The following is a 16,009-nucleotide window of genomic DNA, read 5'->3' as shown; positions in this document are numbered from 1 at the left end:
CTTATACCTTCTCGATCTGCACCAGGTTGGTGTGTTGTGGGTTACCTTTCGCCAGCGGAGAAGGGCGGTGCGTGGTCAGCGTGTTGATGCATGAGCCGTGGTCGATTCGATCGCCATTCATGTTGGCATCGTGCCACGCCCCCTGGCCCATGGCACTTACACCTGGCATGATGCGCGGCGTGACTTTGACCGGAATGCGCAGTTCGCCACGGCCGTTGAAAACGCGCACCATATCGCCGTTTTTAATCCCGCGTTGCGCGGCATCAACCGGGTTCAGCCAGACTTCCTGACGGCACGCCGCTTTCAGGACATCGACGTTGCCATAGCTGGAGTGGGTACGGGCTTTAAAGTGGAAGCCGAACAGTTGCAGTGGGTAGGTGCTGCGTTCTGGTGCATCCCATCCGTCAAATGTGGAGGCATACACCGGCAGCGGGGTGATGGTTTCGTCTTTTTCCAGCTCCCAGGTCGAGGCGATTTTCGCCAGCGCGCTGGAGTAAATTTCAATCTTACCGGAAGGGGTTTTGAGCGGGTTCGCCGCAGGGTCATCGCGGAATTTTTTGTAGGCGACAAAGTGCCCGGCAGGATCTTTGCGCTTATAAATGCCCATCTTTTTCAGCTCATCATACGAAGGCAGTTTGGCATCTTTTTCCAGCATTTTGGCGTACAGATACTGTAACCACTGCTCCTGAGTGCGCCCTTCAGTAAACTGCTGGTAAATATCCGGGCCGAGTCGTTTTGCGACTTCGCTCATGATCCAGTAGATCGGTTTACGTTCGAATTTCGGTGCGGTGACAGGCTGAAGGAATATCAGGTAGCCCATGTTACCGGCGTAGTCGTTAGGAATAATGTCTTCCTGCTCTACAGTCATCAGGTCTGGCAACACGATGTCGGCGTACTTCGCAGACGAGGTCATGAAGTTGTCGATCACGACGATCATTTCGCATTTGCTTTCATCCTGCAAAATGTCGTGGGTTTTATTGATATCGGAATGCTGGTTGGTGATGGTGTTCCCGGCATAGTTCCAGATAAATTTAATCGGTACATCGAGCTTATCTTTACCGCGAACGCCGTCGCGGAGCGCCGTCATTTCCGGGCCGCGCACGATGGCGTCCGTCCAGCTAAAGCAGGAGATCTGCGTTTTCACCGGGTTGTCCGGCAGCGGCATACGTTCGATGGTGATGGTGTAGGTGGATTCGCGAGCGCCGCTGTTGCCGCCGTTGATCCCCACGTTGCCGGTCAGAATCGGCAGCATGGCAATAGCACGTGAGGTTTGCTCACCGTTCGCCTGACGCTGTGGGCCCCAGCCCTGGCAGATATACGCCGGTTTCGCTGAGCCGATTTCACGGGCAAGTTTGATGATTCGGTCGGCGGGAATACCCGTAATCCGCGACGCCCATTCCGGCGTTTTGGCGGTGGCATCATCGCCCTGGCCGAGGATGTAGGCTTTGTAGTGGCCGTTAGCTGGCGCGTCTTCCGGCAGCGTTTTTTCGTCGTAGCCGACGCAGTATTTATCCAGGAACGGCTGGTCAACCAGATTTTCGTCGATCAGTACCCACGCAATCCCGGCGACCAGTGCGGCATCGGTGCCTGGACGAATCGGTATCCACTCGTCTTCGCGTCCGGCGGCGGTGTCAGTGTAGCGCGGATCGATAACGATCATTCGGGCATTGGAACGCTCACGGGCCTGTTCCAGATAGTAAGTGATCCCGCCGCCGCTCATGCGCGTTTCCGCCGGGTTATTGCCGAACATCACCACCAGTTTAGTGTTTTCGATATCGGAGGTGCTGTTGCCGTCGTTGCTGCCATAGGTGTAAGGCATTGCGCAGGCAATTTGTGCCGTACTGTAGGTGCCGTAATGGCTCAGGAAACCGCCGTAGCAGTTCATCAGACGCGCCACCAGCGAGGCATAAGGGGAGGAGCGGGTGATATTGCCGCCGACAATGCCGGAGGAGTAGTTGATGTACACCGCTTCATTACCATACTTTTCCACCACGCCTTTCAGGCTGGCGGTCAGGGTATCCAGGGCTTCATCCCAGCTGATGCGTTCAAACTTGCCTTCGCCGCGTTTTCCCACGCGTTTCATCGGGTAGTTAAGGCGGTCCGGGTGGTTGATACGACGACGGATTGAGCGTCCACGAAGGCAGGCGCGAACCTGATGATTACCGTAAATATCGTCGCCGGTGTTATCGGTTTCTACCCAATACACTTCGTTGTCGCGCACGTGCAGGCGTAGCGCACAACGGCTACCACAGTTTACGGAGCAGGCTCCCCAGACCACTTTATCTTCAGCGGGCGACACGGCATCTTTCACCGCGGCGGCTGCGCTTTTTAAACTGAAAGGTAATGAAAGCCCACCGGCGGCAAGCGCCAGTGAGCCAATTGCGGTGGATTTAACCAGCGTTCGACGGCTAATCCCGCCGTGGATATCTGCCTCGGACATGACTCACTCCATCATTGTAATGGGAATTATTTACGCCCGTTATTACAACCGGACTAATGATGGGTGAGTTTTACTTATTTGGAGGTACTAAATATTAATCCTCATCAAATCAATGGGTATTGTTGCGGCGAAATTGGATAAAAATCACTGCGGCTCACCTTGTGTGCTGTCCTGAGTGCCCGCTGCCGCACCGCTTCCTGTGCGGATGTACAAAATTTTGAAGGTGTCGTTGGCACAATGCCCAACGACCTGCGCATCCGGCTGGTCGGCCTGATCGTTCGGCACGATGTTCAGCGTAAAGCCGGTTTCAGGCACGCCGTTGTTAATAATCTTCTGCTGGATGTCGCTTTTAATTCGCTCGCAGGAGTCCGGCGCAGCCAGAATGGCCGGGGAAACACTCATCAACAGCAGGGCGGTAATCCAGGGTAACCGTTTCATCTGTAGCTCCTTCTCTCTTCTCTGTGTGTAGAATAATTTTAGCAGGGTTCGCGTAAACATATGTATTTGCTAATATGATTGGGAATTATCTCCCTGTATCGGTAAATAATGTGAAGAAATACGCAGTGATGACGCTTCTGGCTACGGTGCTGGTGGGGTGCGATAACGCCTCTGCGCCGTTGTCTTTTTCGCCGGAGATGGCCAGTTTCTCGAATGAGTTTGATTTTGATCCCCTGCGCGGGCCGGTAAAAGACTTTACCCAGACGTTGCTCAACGATAAGGGCGAAGTCTCGAAACGGGTAACAGGAACCGTATCAACAGAAGGGTGCTTTGATACGCTGGAATTACACGACCTGGAGGCCAATACCGGTGTCGCACTGGTACTGGATGCCAACTACTACCTTGACGCGGAAACGCAGCAGCGTAAGGTGAAGTTGCAGGGCAAATGTCAGCTGGCAGAACTGCCTGCGGCAGGGGTAACCTGGGATACCGACGACAACGGATTTGTGGTGGCCGCGCACGGCAAAGAGATGGAAGTGAAGTATCGCTATGATGCAGAAGGGTATCCGCTGGGAAAAACCACGGTATCCGGCGAGCAACATTTGTCTGTTCAGGCCACGCCGTCAAAAGATGTGCGTAAAAAACTGGACTACACGGCCATCAGCCTGCTGAACGACAAACCGCTCGGGCACGTAAAACAGAGCTGCGATTACGATCGTCATAACAACCCGGTTACCTGCCAATTGTTGATCACCGACGACAGCGTAAAACCGGCCGTTGAACGCAAGTACACCATCAAGAACAGCATTGATTACTATTGATGAAAATGAAAACCGCGCAGGTTATTGCGCGGTTGGTTTTAGCAGGCTTGCCGGAGAGGCTTTGTGTCCGGCCAGGTGCTGATGCTGGAAGATGCACATGCGAATGGTGTTGCGGTACTCACCATTGATAAAGAATTCATGAATCAGTTCGCCTTCCACCATAAAGCCCAGCTTGCGGTAGATATGGATCGCTTTTTCGTTCTCTTTATCGACGATGAGATACAGCTTGTAGAGATTCAGGACGTTAAACCCGTAATCCATCGCCAGCTTCGCCGCCCGTGACGCCAGCCCTTTGCCCTGGTGTTCTGGCGAAATAATGATCTGAAATTCCGCCCGACGGTGAACGTGGTTGATTTCAACCAGTTCGACCAGACCGGCTTTTTCGCCTTCACACTCCACCACAAAGCGACGCTCACTCTGATCGTGAATGTGCTTATCGTAAAGATCTGACAGCTCGACAAACGCCTCATAAGGCTCTTCAAACCAGTAGCGCATCACGCTGGCATTGTTATCGAGCTGGTGGACGAAGCGCAGATCCTCGCGTTCCAGCGGACGAAGTTTAACGGCTAACATATCGGCCATAGTGACTCCGCGAAATCAGGGGGCAACGGTGCGGCCGGTACGGCGATCCAGGCAGCGCAGCGTGTTAGGCTCCCAGTAGGCGTTGACGTTCGCACTTTGCTGGCATTTGTCACGCGCATCAAAGGCGACATCTTCTTTGTCCCACTCTTTTTCAGCCCGCTTGTTTACCTTCTGGCGAAGATTGCGGGTGTCGTTCCATTGTTCTTTGTCCATAGCAGCGTTCTGACGGCTTTGCGCACTATCACCAGACTCGATAACGAGCTTGCTGGTTTCGGCTGATGCCGTGGCGGCGAAGGCGAACGTTGACAGCGCGAGCATCGCTGACAGACAAAGCCGTTTGCTTAATGTAGTCATCGCGTTTCCTTTTTAATGGGTGCAGATAAGCGTTTTACCCAACCCGGATTCTACACCAATCCAAAAGGGCGGCATACCCGTGCGTCAGGTATGGAAAAGTAAAGGAGATTATCGCGTATGATGTCTAAATCAATCCTCACAAGATGTTCGATATGATCAAAACAACGCTGCTTTTTTTTGCCACCGCACTGTGTGAAATCATCGGTTGTTTCTTACCCTGGCTCTGGCTGAAAAAGGGGGCTTCGGTATTCCTGCTGGTTCCCGCCGGGATAGCGCTGGCCCTGTTTGTCTGGCTGTTGACGTTGCATCCCGCCGCCAGTGGCCGGGTCTATGCGGCCTACGGTGGCGTGTATGTTTGCACTGCGCTGCTGTGGCTGCGGGTTGTGGATGGCGTAAAACTGAGCCTGTATGACTGGGCTGGCGCGCTGGTTGCGCTGTGCGGAATGCTGATCATCGTAGCCGGATGGGGGCGCACCTAAGTGCCCCAATTTTGTGACCAGGCACTTATTTCATGATCATTATACTTGTATGGTAGTAGTGTAGTTGGGTAAATTTCCTGCATCACAACGAGCGATGTAAGGAACTGGATTATGAAGATTGTCGGGGCTGAAGTATTTGTGACCTGTCCGGGGCGCAACTTTGTCACCCTTAAAATCACCACCGATGACGGAATTGTCGGTCTGGGTGATGCCACGCTTAACGGGCGTGAGCTGTCCGTTGCCTCTTACCTGAAAGATCATCTCTGCCCGCAGCTGATTGGCCGCGATGCCCACCGAATCGAAGATATCTGGCAGTTCTTTTATAAAGGCGCCTACTGGCGTCGCGGGCCGGTGACCATGTCGGCGATTTCTGCCGTTGATATGGCGCTGTGGGACATCAAAGCGAAAGCGGCCAATATGCCGTTATACCAGCTGCTGGGTGGCGCATCCCGTGAAGGGGTGATGGTGTATTGCCATACCACGGGCCACACCATTGATGATGTGCTGGAAGACTATGCGCGTCATAAAGAGATGGGTTTCAAAGCCATTCGCGTCCAGTGCGGCGTGCCGGGAATGAAAACCACTTACGGTATGTCTAAGGGGAAAGGGTTGGCTTACGAGCCTGCCACCAAGGGCAACTGGCCGGAAGAGCAGTTGTGGTCAACGGAGAAATACCTCGATTTTACGCCGAAATTGTTTGATGCCGTGCGTAGCAAGTATGGCTTCAATGAACACCTGCTACACGACATGCACCACCGCCTGACGCCAATTGAAGCGGCGCGTTTCGGCAAGAGCATCGAAGAATTCCGCATGTTCTGGATGGAAGACCCAACCCCTGCGGAAAATCAGGAATGCTTCCGTCTGATTCGCCAGCACACCGTTACCCCGATTGCGGTGGGTGAAGTGTTCAACAGCATCTGGGATTGCAAACAGCTCATCGAAGAGCAGCTTATCGACTACATCCGTACCACCATAACCCATGCGGGTGGGATCACGGGGATGCGTCGAATTGCTGATTTCGCCTCGCTGTATCAGGTGCGTACTGGCTCGCATGGCCCGTCCGATTTGTCACCGATATGCCACGCGGCCGCGCTGCACTTCGACCTGTGGGTGCCGAATTTTGGCGTGCAGGAATATATGGGCTATTCCGAACAGATGCTCGAAGTCTTCCCGCATAGCTGGAGCTTTGATAACGGCTATATGCACCCGGGCGAAAAGCCAGGGCTGGGCATCGAGTTCGACGAAAAACTGGCAGCGAAATATCCGTACGATCCGGCCTACCTGCCGGTTGCACGTCTTGAAGATGGCACGCTGTGGAACTGGTAAAAGAGGAGCGAACAATGAAAAGCGTAGTGATTCAAAAACCGAATGAACTGGTGATTGAAGAGCGCCCGCTCCCGGCTCCCGCAGCTGGTGAAGTCCGCGTCAAAATCAAACTTGCCGGGATCTGTGGTTCAGATAGTCATATCTATCGCGGCCACAACCCCTTCGCCAAATATCCGCGAGTGATCGGCCATGAGTTCTTTGGCGTGATTGATGCCGTGGGTGAGGAGATTGATGCCTCACGTGTTGGACAGCGCGTGTCGGTTGACCCGGTCATTAGCTGTGGTCACTGCTATCAGTGCTCAGTCGGTAAACCAAACGTCTGTGCATCCCTTGTGGTGCTGGGCGTGCACCGTGACGGCGGCTTCAGTGAGTACGCCGTGGTACCGGCAAAAAATGCGTGGGTTATTCCCGATGCCATCCCCGATAAACATGCGGTAATGGTCGAGCCTTTTACCATTGCGGCGAACGTGACCGGGCAGGCTAAACCCACGGAGCAGGATGTGGCCTTGATCTTTGGCGCAGGCCCGATGGGGCTTGTCACTGTGCAGGCCCTGAAAGGGGTTTACAACGTGAAGCAAGTCATCGTCGTCGACAGGATCGATGAACGCCTGGCGATGGCCGAACGTAGCGGCGCGGATTGGGTATTTAACAACGCAGAGCGCTCCGTGCAGTCCGTACTGGAAGAAAAAGGCATCAAACCCACGCTGATTATTGATGCCGCGTGTCATCCATCCATTTTACAGGAGGCTATCAACCTGGCCGCACCGGCAGCCCGCATTGTGCTGATGGGGTTCTCCAGTGAACCGAGCCAGATTGTGCAGCAGGGCATTACCGGCAAAGAGCTGTCGATTTTCTCGTCGCGCCTGAATGCACACAAATTCCCGGTTGTTATTGAGTGGCTGGAAAAAGGGCTCATCGATCCGGAAAAACTGGTTACTCATACCTTTGACTATCACCACGTAACAGACGCCATTGAACTGTTTGAGAAAGACCAGCGGCAGTGCTGCAAGGTTTTGCTCACATTCGACCAATAACAATGAGTGCGGTTAAGAGCCTGCGCAGACAGGCTCTACGTGGTACGCATCTTACCTTTCAGAGATAGCCATTATGACTCAGACACAACCTCAAAGAACGACCTCGGATCTGGTGAAAGCCGCTGTTTCCGGCTGGCTTGGCACCGCGCTCGAGTTTATGGATTTTCAGCTGTATTCGCTGGGTGCCGCCCTTGTCTTCCATGAGATCTTTTTCCCGGAACAATCCGCTGCGATGGCATTGATCCTGGCAATGGGAACCTACGGTGCAGGCTATATTGCGCGCATCGTCGGGGCGTTTATTTTCGGCAGAATGGGCGACAGAATCGGTCGTAAAAAAGTTCTGTTCGTCACCATCACGATGATGGGGATCTGTACCACCCTGATTGGTGTATTACCCACCTACGCGCAGATTGGCATCTTTGCCCCGGTTCTGCTCGTCACGTTACGCATTATCCAGGGGCTTGGCGCCGGGGCAGAAATCTCTGGTGCGGGAACCATGCTTGCCGAGTATGCGCCGAAAGGTAAGCGCGGCATTATCTCTTCACTGGTGGCGATGGGGACTAACTGCGGAACGCTGAGCGCGACGGCTATCTGGGCGTTGATGTTCTTTGTTCTCGATCGTGAAGAGCTGGTGGCATGGGGCTGGCGTATTCCGTTCCTGGCAAGCGTGGTGGTGATGATCTTTGCTATCTGGCTGCGAATGAACCTGAAAGAAAGCCCGGTCTTTGAGAAGGTAAATGATGAAGACAACGCGGCGCCGGTGCCTGAGCAGGAAACGACGCTGGGCGCGATGTTCAAAAGCAAATCCTTCTGGCTGGCGACCGGCCTGCGTTTTGGTCAGGCGGGTAACTCTGGCTTGATTCAGACCTTCCTGGCGGGCTATCTGGTACAAACGCTGCTGTTTAATAAAAGCATTCCAACCGATGCGCTGATGATCAGTTCCATTCTGGGGTTCATCACCATTCCGTTGCTGGGCTGGCTGTCGGACAAAATCGGGCGTCGTCTGCCTTACATTGTTCTTAACATCTCGGCCATCATTCTGGCGTACCCGATGCTGTCGATCATCGTCGACAAAACCTACACCCCGGGTGTGGTCATGCTGTGCATCATTATTATCCACAACTTTGCCGTACTGGGGCTGTTCGCGCTGGAAAACATCACCATGGCGGAAATGTTCGGCTCGCGTAACCGCTTTACCCGCATGGCTATTTCGAAAGAGGCGGGCGGTCTGGTAGCGGTTGGCTTTGGTCCGGTACTGGCGGGGATCTTCTGCAACATGACCGGTTCCTGGTGGCCTATTGTGGTGATGATGGTGGTGTACTCACTGATAGGCTTGTTGTCCGCAATTTTAATGCCGGAAGTGCGCGACCGGGATTTGAGCGAAGCCGAAGATGCCGCTGAGGCTAACGCGTTAAAAGTGAAAGCGCATAACTACGGGGTGCAGTCATGAGTTTTAAATGACCGCTTTTGAATGGCAATAACCCTTCAGCAAACACCACCCAGCGTTGGCTGGGTGGTTTATATCTTCTGCCTTAGATGTCACACAACTTAATTTTTATATCACACCAATTAGACCAAAGTTAATGTAAATCAATATTCGGCCCGGCGCATTCAGTATGGTTATGGCTCATCCAAAATTATACACACTGCCATTCTAGTTGGTGTAGTCAGCAAATCCGCAGCGGTGATGATCTTGCTGCTGCGGGGTTACATTTTTCATTTACGACAACGAGTCTCAATCATGGAAAACCGGTTATTAAAGGCGAAAGCTACGCTTCCTCAGTACGATCGCGACAGCCTGAAGACGCGCATTGTTCATTTAGGGTTTGGTGCCTTCCATCGTGCGCACCAGGCGGTGTATACCGATATCCTTGCTGCTGAACAGGGGAGCGACTGGGGTTACTGCGAAGTTAACCTGATTGGTGGCGAGCAGCAAATTGCCGACCTCAAGGCTCAGGATAATCTCTACACCGTGGCTGAAATGTCTGCCGATGCGTGGACCTCACGCGTGGTAGGCGTGGTGAACAGGGCGTTGCATGTTCAGGTTGATGGCCTGGAAACCGTGCTGGCGGCGATGTGCGAACCTCAGGTCGCGATTGTGTCGCTGACCATTACGGAGAAAGGATACTGCCATTCTCCGGCAACCGGGCAATTGATGCTCGACAATCCGTTCATCGTTGCTGACCTGCAAAACCCTCATCAGCCAAAATCCGCGCCTGGCGTGATTGTTGAAGCGCTGGCACGCCGTAAAGCGGCGGGACTACCGGCCTTTACGGTGATGTCCTGCGATAACATGCCTGAAAACGGCCATGTGATGCGCAATGTCACCTGCGCATTTGCCCGCGCGCTGGATAGCGAACTGGCGGAGTGGATTGAAGCAAACGTCACATTCCCGTCCACCATGGTGGATCGTATTGTTCCGGCGGTTACGGCTGAAACGCTGGATAAAATTGAGCAACTGACCGGCGTACGTGACCCGGCAGGTGTGGCCTGCGAACCGTTCCGTCAGTGGGTTATCGAAGACAACTTTGTTGCTGGCCGCCCGCAGTGGGAGAAAGCCGGTGCAGAACTGGTTGCAGACGTCATCCCGTTTGAAGAAATGAAGTTGCGGATGCTGAACGGCAGCCACTCATTCCTGGCGTATCTCGGCTATCTGGCCGGTTATCAGCACATCAACGACTGCATGGAAGATGCCCACTATCGCCGGGCAGCACATGCGCTGATGCTGAAAGAACAGGCGCCGACGTTGAAAGTAAAAGGGGTTGATCTGGCACATTATGCCGACCTGCTGATTGCACGCTACAGCAACCCGGCGTTGCGCCACCGTACCTGGCAAATTGCGATGGACGGTAGCCAGAAACTGCCGCAGAGGATGCTGGATTCTGTGCGCTGGCATCTGGTGCATCAGCGTAGTTTCCCTCTGCTGGCGCTGGGTGTGGCAGGATGGATGCGCTATGTCGGTGGTGTGGATGAGCAGGGTAACGCCATTGAAGTAAGCGATCCGCAGCTGGCGGTGATTCAGGCCGCAGTGAAGGGCAGTGCTGAAGGTGAAAGTCGGGTGAAAGCGCTGCTGGGCATTGAAACCATCTTTGGTAAGGAATTGCCGCAGGAGCCTGTCTTTGTTGATGCGGTGATGAAAGCCTATCAGTCATTACTGGCGAACGGCGCGAAAGCCTCGGTTGAAGCATACGCCGGGCAGTTGTAATCCATCACATGCCGCCGTTCGCGGCGGCATGTTCCGCACGTTTTAGTGCATACCAAGTCGAATCAGTTCAATCGGTTCAAATTTCCCTTCGCATCCTTCCACTTCAACCGTTTTGCTACGACGCACGTGTGCGGCATCCAGACCGTTGCTGTGAATCGCTTTAATAATGCCGGTGCGGCCTGTGCCGTTAATCATTACACGGCTGCCAGTGGTAATTGCGTTGCGGTTACGATCGTAAGTCATCATGGTATTTTCTCCTCTCTTGCTTAGCCGATACGGCGATATTCATCTCTTGCCGTTTCGGAGCACTATAAATACGCCTGTCAGCCACGCATTTTTTTGTTTTTGATCAAACTCACACTTTTTTCTTAATTTTCGTAGGGGTTGACGTAACCCGACAGGTATTTACAAAGCGGACAGTTATTTTCTTTTATTGATAGTTTCTGCATGTGACCGTTTAAGGTTTGTTTATAGGGTGAATGTCACTCTGTATTCAGAAAATAACTCTTCAGCGGAATAAGGAGCCAGGCTTATGTATAAAAACATTTTGATGCCTGTTGATGTGTTTGAAATGGATTTGAGCGATAAAGCGGTTCGCCATGCAGCTAATCTGGCGAAGGAAGAAGGGGCAGCGATCACGCTGGTGAACATCCTGCCCAGCAGCAGTCGTTCTCTTCTGCGCGGCTTCAACGCGGATATCAAGAAGTTTGAAGAATATATGACGAATGAGTCAGAAAAAAAGATGAGCGAATTAAAACGCTTATTTGATATTGCGCCAGAGAATATCCATTGCACGGTACGTTTTGGTAACGTGCGTGATGAAATTATCGCCATGAGTAAAGAGGGCGAATATGACATCATTGTTATCGGTTCGAAAAACCCAAGCATTACCACGCACTTGCTTGGCTCAAATGCGGAATCGATATTACGGTACGCCAGAATTCCGGTATTAGTGGTTCGCTGATATCACCGCCGCGTCCCCCGATAGTCGTGGGATGCGGCAGAAATTAATCTTCGCTAAACCAGTCGCTATTTTCCTGTCGAATTAACTGCACGGATTCGCTGATTTCTTGCAAATGCAGCGTCATCGCTTTCTCCACACCATCAGGATCGCGTTTTTCCAGAGCCTTAAAAATATCATGGTGCTGACGGAGCAGCATTTCCGGCGGCGAGACGTGATCCAGGCTCATATAGCGCACACGGTCGATGGTGGCTTTGATATTCTCGATGGTGTCCCACGCGAGCTGACAATCGGCAATTTGCGCCAGTTTATGATGGAATTCATCGTCGAGCTGGAAAAAGTCATTCAGCTGCTTGCGATCGATAGCAATGCGTTGCTGATGCAGGTTTTGTTCCAGCAGGTAACACTGATTGTCGTCGATAAGCGAAGCGGCACGGCGAGCGACGGCGCACTCAATGGCCTGGCGTACAAAGCAGCCGTTACGGACCTGGGAAAGTGAAATCTTATTCACATAGCTGCCGCGCTGAGGACGGATCTGAATCAACCCGTTTTCGGCGAGTTTAATAAAGGCTTCGCGAACGGGCTGACGAGAAACGTCGAAACGCACCGACACTTCTTTTTCAGAAAGAGGTGTTCCCGGCGGGATCAGGCAATGCACAATATCACGTCGCAAAATGCGATAGATTTGCTGATTAACAGGCTGGGTAGGATTGAGTTGCGATTCAGCGGCCATGGGTTGTGATTTCTCAGAGAGTTAACGCGAACATACTACCATTCTTTTGCCGGCCATCACAGACCCGGCCCGCAGGCCGGGTAGGGTGCTGATTAACCGCGATGCACACTCAGTCCGGCAAAGCTCTGGCTAACCGGCATCATTTCAACGGTGTTGATGTTGACGTGTTTTGGCAGCGTCGCCACCCACCACACCGCTTCGGTAACGTCTTCCGGCGTTAACGCATTGGCGTTCTCATAGGTTTTGTCCGCTTTGTTATCGTCGCCTTTGAAACGCACGTTGGAGAATTCAGTGCCGCCTACCAGACCCGGCTCGATATCCGTCACGCGAATTGCCGTGCCGTGCAGGTCGGTGCGCAGGTTGAGGCTGAACTGGCGAACAAAAGCTTTGGTTGCGCCATAGACGTTACCGCCCGCGTAAGGCCAGCTGCCTGCGGTGGAACCGATGTTAATCACATGGCCGCGATTACGTTCAACCATTCCAGGCAGAACTGCGCGCGTCATGTACACCAGACCTTTGTTGTTGGTGTCGATCATGTTTTCCCAGTCTTCAACGCTGGCTTTGTGCGCAGGCTCCAGACCCAGCGCCAGACCAGCATTGTTGACCAGCACGTCAATGGCACGCCATTCAGCAGGCAAATTGGCAATCATCTCTTCGATCGCCGCGCGGTTGCGGACGTCCAGTTGCGCAGTCAGGATGCTGTCGCCGAGCTCGTCTTTCAGCTCCTGCAAACGTTCCTGACGGCGCCCGGTCGCAATCACTTTATGGCCGTTGGCAACAAAGCGGCGCGTGATGCTTTCACCAAAACCTGCCGTCGCCCCGGTAACTAAAATAATCATCTCACTGTTCCTCAACGCTTTTTATGTTGTACTACCATAGCACGCTCTCAGGGAGCGCGTTAAGGCAACTTTTCTATGTCAGGATTGCAGGCGGGGAGCGGCTGACCTACTCTGGGGGGATATCCCGTTCTCAGGAGTCAACGATGTCGGTCAGCAATCCTTTTTTTGAAATCAGCCTCTTACCTTACCAGGCTCCGCGATTCGATGTAATTAACGATAGCCACTATCGTCCGGCATTTGATGAAGCCATGCGTCAGAAGCGCGCCGACATTGAGGCTATCATCGCGCAAACCGCACCACCTGATTTCACCAACACCGTGCTGGCGCTGGAAAAAAGCGGTGCCATGCTGTCTCGCGTCAATAGCGTTTTTTTCGCCATGACGTCCGCGCATACCAATGATTATTTACAGGAGCTGGACGAGGCGTTTTCAACCGAGCTCGCAGGGCTTGCCAACGATATCTGGCTGAACGAAACGCTCTTTTCCCGCGTCGAGGCCGTCTGGCAGGAAAGGGCAACGCTGGATGCCGAATCCCGCCGCCTGGTGGAAGAAACCCATCAGCACTTTGTGCTGGCGGGTGCGCGACTGAATGCTGACGAAAAAGCCGAACTGAAATCCCTGAACACCGAGTCAGCCTCTCTGACAAGCCAGTTTAACCAGCGTCTGCTGGCGGCGGATAAAACGGGTGGGTTGGTGGTGGATTATGTTCACCAGCTGGAAGGGCTCAGTGCCGATGAGATTGCCACTGCCGCCCAGGCAGCGGCGGAAAAGGGGCTGAACGATCGCTGGCTGATTCCGTTGCTTAACACCACACAGCAGCCCGCGCTTTCAACACTTGAAAATCGTCAGACGCGTGAAAACCTGTTCAACGCTGGTTGGCTGCGCACGCAAAAGGGTGATGAAAATGATACCCGCGAGATCATACGTCGTCTGTCGGCGCTACGTGCACGTCAGGCTCAGCTGCTAGGGTTCGACAGTTACGCAAGCTGGAGCACCGCCGACCAAATGGCCAAAACGCCGGAGGCAGCGCTGACGTTTATGCGCGGTATTGTCCCGGCGGCACGTGGCCGGGCAGAGCAAGAATTGGCGGATATCCAGAAAGTGATCGACGACGAGCAGGGCGGATTCACCGCGCAGGCCTGGGACTGGTCGCTTTATGCGGAGCGCGTGCGTTTGGGGAAATATGCCCTGGATGAGTCGCAGATTAAACCTTACTTTGCGCTCAATACTGTCCTGCAAGACGGCGTGTTCTGGGCCGCCAGCCAGCTGTTTGGCATTAGCTTCGTCGAACGTTTTGATATTCCTGTGTATCACCCGGATGTTCGCGTGTGGGAAATTTTCGACCACACGGGCGAAGGGATGGCGTTGTTCTACGGTGATTTCTTTGCCCGTGACTCAAAAGGCGGTGGGGCGTGGATGGGCAATTTCGTGGAGCAATCTTACGAATTTGCCGCACGTCCGGTCATTTATAACGTCTGCAATTATCAAAAACCGGCTAACGGTCAGGCGGCGCTGATCTCCTGGGATGACGTGGTCACGCTGTTCCATGAATTTGGTCATACTCTGCATGGTCTGTTTGCCAGCCAGCGGTACGCCACGCTTTCTGGCACCAATACACCGCGTGATTTCGTGGAGTTCCCGTCGCAAATTAACGAGCACTGGGCCAGCCATCCGCAGGTGTTTGCCCATTATGCGCGGCATTACGAAACGGGCGAACCCATGCCGGAAGCGCTGCGGGACAAGATGCTTAACGCCACCCAGTTCAATAAAGGCTACGACATGACGGAGCTGCTCAGTGCTGCGCTGCTCGACATGAACTGGCACGGGATCGCGGAACCGGTGGACGATGTTGATGCGTTTGAAGCTGCCGCACTCAAAAAAGAAGGCCTGGATCTTCCTGCTGTTCCACCGCGCTATCGCAGCAGCTATTTCGCCCATATCTTCGGTGGCGGTTACGCGGCTGGCTATTATGCGTATCTGTGGACACAAATGTTGGCGGATGATGGCTATCAGTGGTTTGTTGAGCAGGGCGGGTTAACGCGTGAGAACGGGCAGATATTCCGCGATGCGATTTTGTCGCGTGGCAACAGCAGTGACCTGGAAGCGTTATACCGTGACTGGCGTGGGCACAATCCGAAGATTGAACCGATGTTGAAGAATCGCGGGTTGAGTTAAGGGGTGAGGGAACACTACGAAAAAGACGATCACAATCCGCTCCCTCTCCTGTTTGGGGAGAGGGGCCGTGCGTGTTCGTCTATTTTTCTGGGTAGAGATCGCACATCATGAACCTGTTCGTCAGGGCTATAGCTGGCTGCCGGTTATTTATCAAACGTTGTCTCCTGACTGTATTCTTTCATCGTCAAATACAGGTCAACATACTTATAAAGCCTGTAAGGCCACTCTGCTGCGATATCCATTGATTCATAGGCTGTCATTTCTGATGTAAACGTCAGAAAAAGCCCAACAACAAAGAACCCGATGACATAGATCGTTGCCAGTGCTTTTAACAATTATTCCTCGTGCTAAGTAAAATGCAGTATTGCTGTAAATCGACAAGCTGAGGAATTTCTTTAACTTTTTAGTGAGCCTGGAAGCAGGGGAAATGTCAGGGGCATACAGTAAAACGGCAACTCATAGGTTGTAATGCTTGTCAGCTAAGCACGGTGGAGTGTTCCGTTCACCTTAATAGCCGCAGAAAATAATTCGTTCAGAACACGTGAACGGGATAAGGGAGCCGCCGTGTATGAACCGGTCACATGGGTAACACTTTAAACCGGGCACATGGGTAACAGGTTATA

The 16,009-nt window shown here is 53.1% G+C and carries 16 protein-coding genes; 8 read left to right on the top strand and 8 right to left on the bottom strand.

Annotated elements, in window-relative coordinates; genetic code table 11:
* Window position 1: 1 nt before the first annotated feature.
* Both ynfE and F3J30_RS06585 read right to left on the bottom strand, forming a co-directional pair.
* On the bottom strand, window positions 2-2,440 hold the full coding sequence (ynfE, locus tag F3J30_RS06590) for a selenate/tellurate reductase subunit YnfE (RefSeq protein ID WP_166716713.1): 2,439 nt from the start codon (window positions 2,438-2,440) through the stop codon (window positions 2-4).
* Window positions 2,441-2,584: 144 nt separating this feature from the next.
* The gene (locus F3J30_RS06585; protein WP_014070144.1) at window positions 2,585-2,878 is read right to left on the bottom strand and encodes a DUF1161 domain-containing protein; all 294 of its coding nucleotides are present in this window, start codon (window positions 2,876-2,878) and stop codon (window positions 2,585-2,587) included.
* A gap of 110 nt (window positions 2,879-2,988) precedes the next feature.
* Here F3J30_RS06585 and F3J30_RS06580 point away from each other — a divergent pair, with 110 nt between their 5' ends.
* Window positions 2,989-3,699 carry a YnfC family lipoprotein gene (locus tag F3J30_RS06580; protein ID WP_166716712.1) on the top strand — a complete coding sequence of 237 codons (711 nt, stop codon included), beginning with the start codon at window positions 2,989-2,991 and terminating at the stop codon, window positions 3,697-3,699.
* A gap of 21 nt (window positions 3,700-3,720) precedes the next feature.
* Here the strand turns inward: F3J30_RS06580 and speG are convergent, their stop codons facing one another.
* Both speG and F3J30_RS06570 read right to left on the bottom strand, forming a co-directional pair.
* The gene (speG, locus tag F3J30_RS06575; RefSeq protein ID WP_014070146.1) at window positions 3,721-4,281 is read right to left on the bottom strand and encodes a spermidine N1-acetyltransferase; all 561 of its coding nucleotides are present in this window, start codon (window positions 4,279-4,281) and stop codon (window positions 3,721-3,723) included.
* A gap of 15 nt (window positions 4,282-4,296) precedes the next feature.
* On the bottom strand, window positions 4,297-4,635 hold the full coding sequence (locus F3J30_RS06570; protein WP_014070147.1) for a DUF1283 family protein: 339 nt from the start codon (window positions 4,633-4,635) through the stop codon (window positions 4,297-4,299).
* A 152-nt stretch (window positions 4,636-4,787) separates the two neighbouring features.
* Here F3J30_RS06570 and F3J30_RS06565 point away from each other — a divergent pair, with 152 nt between their 5' ends.
* From F3J30_RS06565 to F3J30_RS06545, 5 genes are all read left to right on the top strand, one after another.
* On the top strand, window positions 4,788-5,114 hold the full coding sequence (locus tag F3J30_RS06565; protein ID WP_041162057.1) for a YnfA family protein: 327 nt from the start codon (window positions 4,788-4,790) through the stop codon (window positions 5,112-5,114).
* Window positions 5,115-5,225: 111 nt separating this feature from the next.
* A complete protein-coding gene (gene rspA / locus F3J30_RS06560; protein ID WP_166716711.1) occupies window positions 5,226-6,440 on the top strand; it encodes a starvation-sensing protein RspA in 1,215 nt (404 codons plus the stop codon).
* A 14-nt stretch (window positions 6,441-6,454) separates the two neighbouring features.
* Window positions 6,455-7,474, top strand: a complete 1,020-nt coding sequence (locus tag F3J30_RS06555) for a Zn-dependent oxidoreductase (RefSeq protein ID WP_166716710.1) — start codon at window positions 6,455-6,457, stop codon at window positions 7,472-7,474.
* Window positions 7,475-7,547: 73 nt separating this feature from the next.
* Window positions 7,548-8,924 (top strand): MFS transporter, encoded by a 1,377-nt coding sequence (locus tag F3J30_RS06550; RefSeq protein ID WP_166716709.1) that lies wholly within the window; start codon window positions 7,548-7,550, stop codon window positions 8,922-8,924.
* 291 nt (window positions 8,925-9,215) lie between these two features.
* Window positions 9,216-10,679: a mannitol dehydrogenase family protein gene (locus tag F3J30_RS06545; RefSeq protein ID WP_166716708.1), complete on the top strand. Its 1,464-nt coding sequence runs from the start codon at window positions 9,216-9,218 to the stop codon at window positions 10,677-10,679.
* A 42-nt stretch (window positions 10,680-10,721) separates the two neighbouring features.
* Here F3J30_RS06545 and ydfZ read toward each other — a convergent pair whose 3' ends face one another.
* A complete protein-coding gene (gene ydfZ, locus F3J30_RS06540; protein ID WP_014070153.1) occupies window positions 10,722-10,925 on the bottom strand; it encodes a putative selenium delivery protein YdfZ in 204 nt (67 codons plus the stop codon).
* Window positions 10,926-11,211: 286 nt separating this feature from the next.
* Here ydfZ and F3J30_RS06535 point away from each other — a divergent pair, with 286 nt between their 5' ends.
* Window positions 11,212-11,643: a universal stress protein gene (locus tag F3J30_RS06535; protein WP_014070154.1), complete on the top strand. Its 432-nt coding sequence runs from the start codon at window positions 11,212-11,214 to the stop codon at window positions 11,641-11,643.
* Window positions 11,644-11,686: 43 nt separating this feature from the next.
* Here the strand turns inward: F3J30_RS06535 and F3J30_RS06530 are convergent, their stop codons facing one another.
* Window positions 11,687-12,373 carry a GntR family transcriptional regulator gene (locus F3J30_RS06530; RefSeq protein ID WP_166716707.1) on the bottom strand — a complete coding sequence of 229 codons (687 nt, stop codon included), beginning with the start codon at window positions 12,371-12,373 and terminating at the stop codon, window positions 11,687-11,689.
* 92 nt (window positions 12,374-12,465) lie between these two features.
* Window positions 12,466-13,212 (bottom strand): bifunctional NADP-dependent 3-hydroxy acid dehydrogenase/3-hydroxypropionate dehydrogenase YdfG, encoded by a 747-nt coding sequence (gene ydfG / locus F3J30_RS06525; protein WP_014070156.1) that lies wholly within the window; start codon window positions 13,210-13,212, stop codon window positions 12,466-12,468.
* A 143-nt stretch (window positions 13,213-13,355) separates the two neighbouring features.
* On the opposite strand from ydfG, the gene dcp reads away from it, so the two are divergent.
* Entirely contained in the window at window positions 13,356-15,386 is a 2,031-nt protein-coding gene (gene dcp, locus F3J30_RS06520) for a peptidyl-dipeptidase Dcp (RefSeq protein WP_166716706.1), read from the top strand.
* A gap of 143 nt (window positions 15,387-15,529) precedes the next feature.
* Here the strand turns inward: dcp and F3J30_RS06515 are convergent, their stop codons facing one another.
* Entirely contained in the window at window positions 15,530-15,721 is a 192-nt protein-coding gene (locus F3J30_RS06515; protein ID WP_166716705.1) for a hypothetical protein, read from the bottom strand.
* Window positions 15,722-16,009 lie beyond the last annotated feature (288 nt).

Origin of the sequence: Enterobacter sp. Tr-810 (assembly GCF_011752765.1) — a bacterium.
Classification (GTDB): domain Bacteria; phylum Pseudomonadota; class Gammaproteobacteria; order Enterobacterales; family Enterobacteriaceae; genus Enterobacter; species Enterobacter soli.
The sequence above is the reverse complement of the archived record's forward strand: the minus strand, read 5'-3'. Positions and strand labels throughout refer to the sequence as shown.

Excerpts from the sequence above, each read along its gene's own strand:
- F3J30_RS06535 (WP_014070154.1), top strand. The coding sequence starts at position 11,212 with ATGTATAAAAACATTTTGATGCCTGTTGATGTGTTTGAAATGGATTTG.
- dcp (WP_166716706.1), top strand. The coding sequence starts at position 13,356 with ATGTCGGTCAGCAATCCTTTTTTTGAAATCAGCCTCTTACCTTACCAG.
- F3J30_RS06585 (WP_014070144.1), bottom strand. The coding sequence starts at position 2,878 with ATGAAACGGTTACCCTGGATTACCGCCCTGCTGTTGATGAGTGTTTCC.
- ydfZ (WP_014070153.1), bottom strand. The coding sequence starts at position 10,925 with ATGATGACTTACGATCGTAACCGCAACGCAATTACCACTGGCAGCCGT.
- F3J30_RS06530 (WP_166716707.1), bottom strand. The coding sequence starts at position 12,373 with ATGGCCGCTGAATCGCAACTCAATCCTACCCAGCCTGTTAATCAGCAA.
- rspA (WP_166716711.1), top strand. The coding sequence starts at position 5,226 with ATGAAGATTGTCGGGGCTGAAGTATTTGTGACCTGTCCGGGGCGCAAC.
- F3J30_RS06545 (WP_166716708.1), top strand. The coding sequence starts at position 9,216 with ATGGAAAACCGGTTATTAAAGGCGAAAGCTACGCTTCCTCAGTACGAT.
- F3J30_RS06570 (WP_014070147.1), bottom strand. The coding sequence starts at position 4,635 with ATGACTACATTAAGCAAACGGCTTTGTCTGTCAGCGATGCTCGCGCTG.
- speG (WP_014070146.1), bottom strand. The coding sequence starts at position 4,281 with ATGGCCGATATGTTAGCCGTTAAACTTCGTCCGCTGGAACGCGAGGAT.
- ydfG (WP_014070156.1), bottom strand. The coding sequence starts at position 13,212 with ATGATTATTTTAGTTACCGGGGCGACGGCAGGTTTTGGTGAAAGCATC.
- F3J30_RS06555 (WP_166716710.1), top strand. The coding sequence starts at position 6,455 with ATGAAAAGCGTAGTGATTCAAAAACCGAATGAACTGGTGATTGAAGAG.
- F3J30_RS06565 (WP_041162057.1), top strand. The coding sequence starts at position 4,788 with ATGATCAAAACAACGCTGCTTTTTTTTGCCACCGCACTGTGTGAAATC.
- ynfE (WP_166716713.1), bottom strand. The coding sequence starts at position 2,440 with ATGTCCGAGGCAGATATCCACGGCGGGATTAGCCGTCGAACGCTGGTT.
- F3J30_RS06550 (WP_166716709.1), top strand. The coding sequence starts at position 7,548 with ATGACTCAGACACAACCTCAAAGAACGACCTCGGATCTGGTGAAAGCC.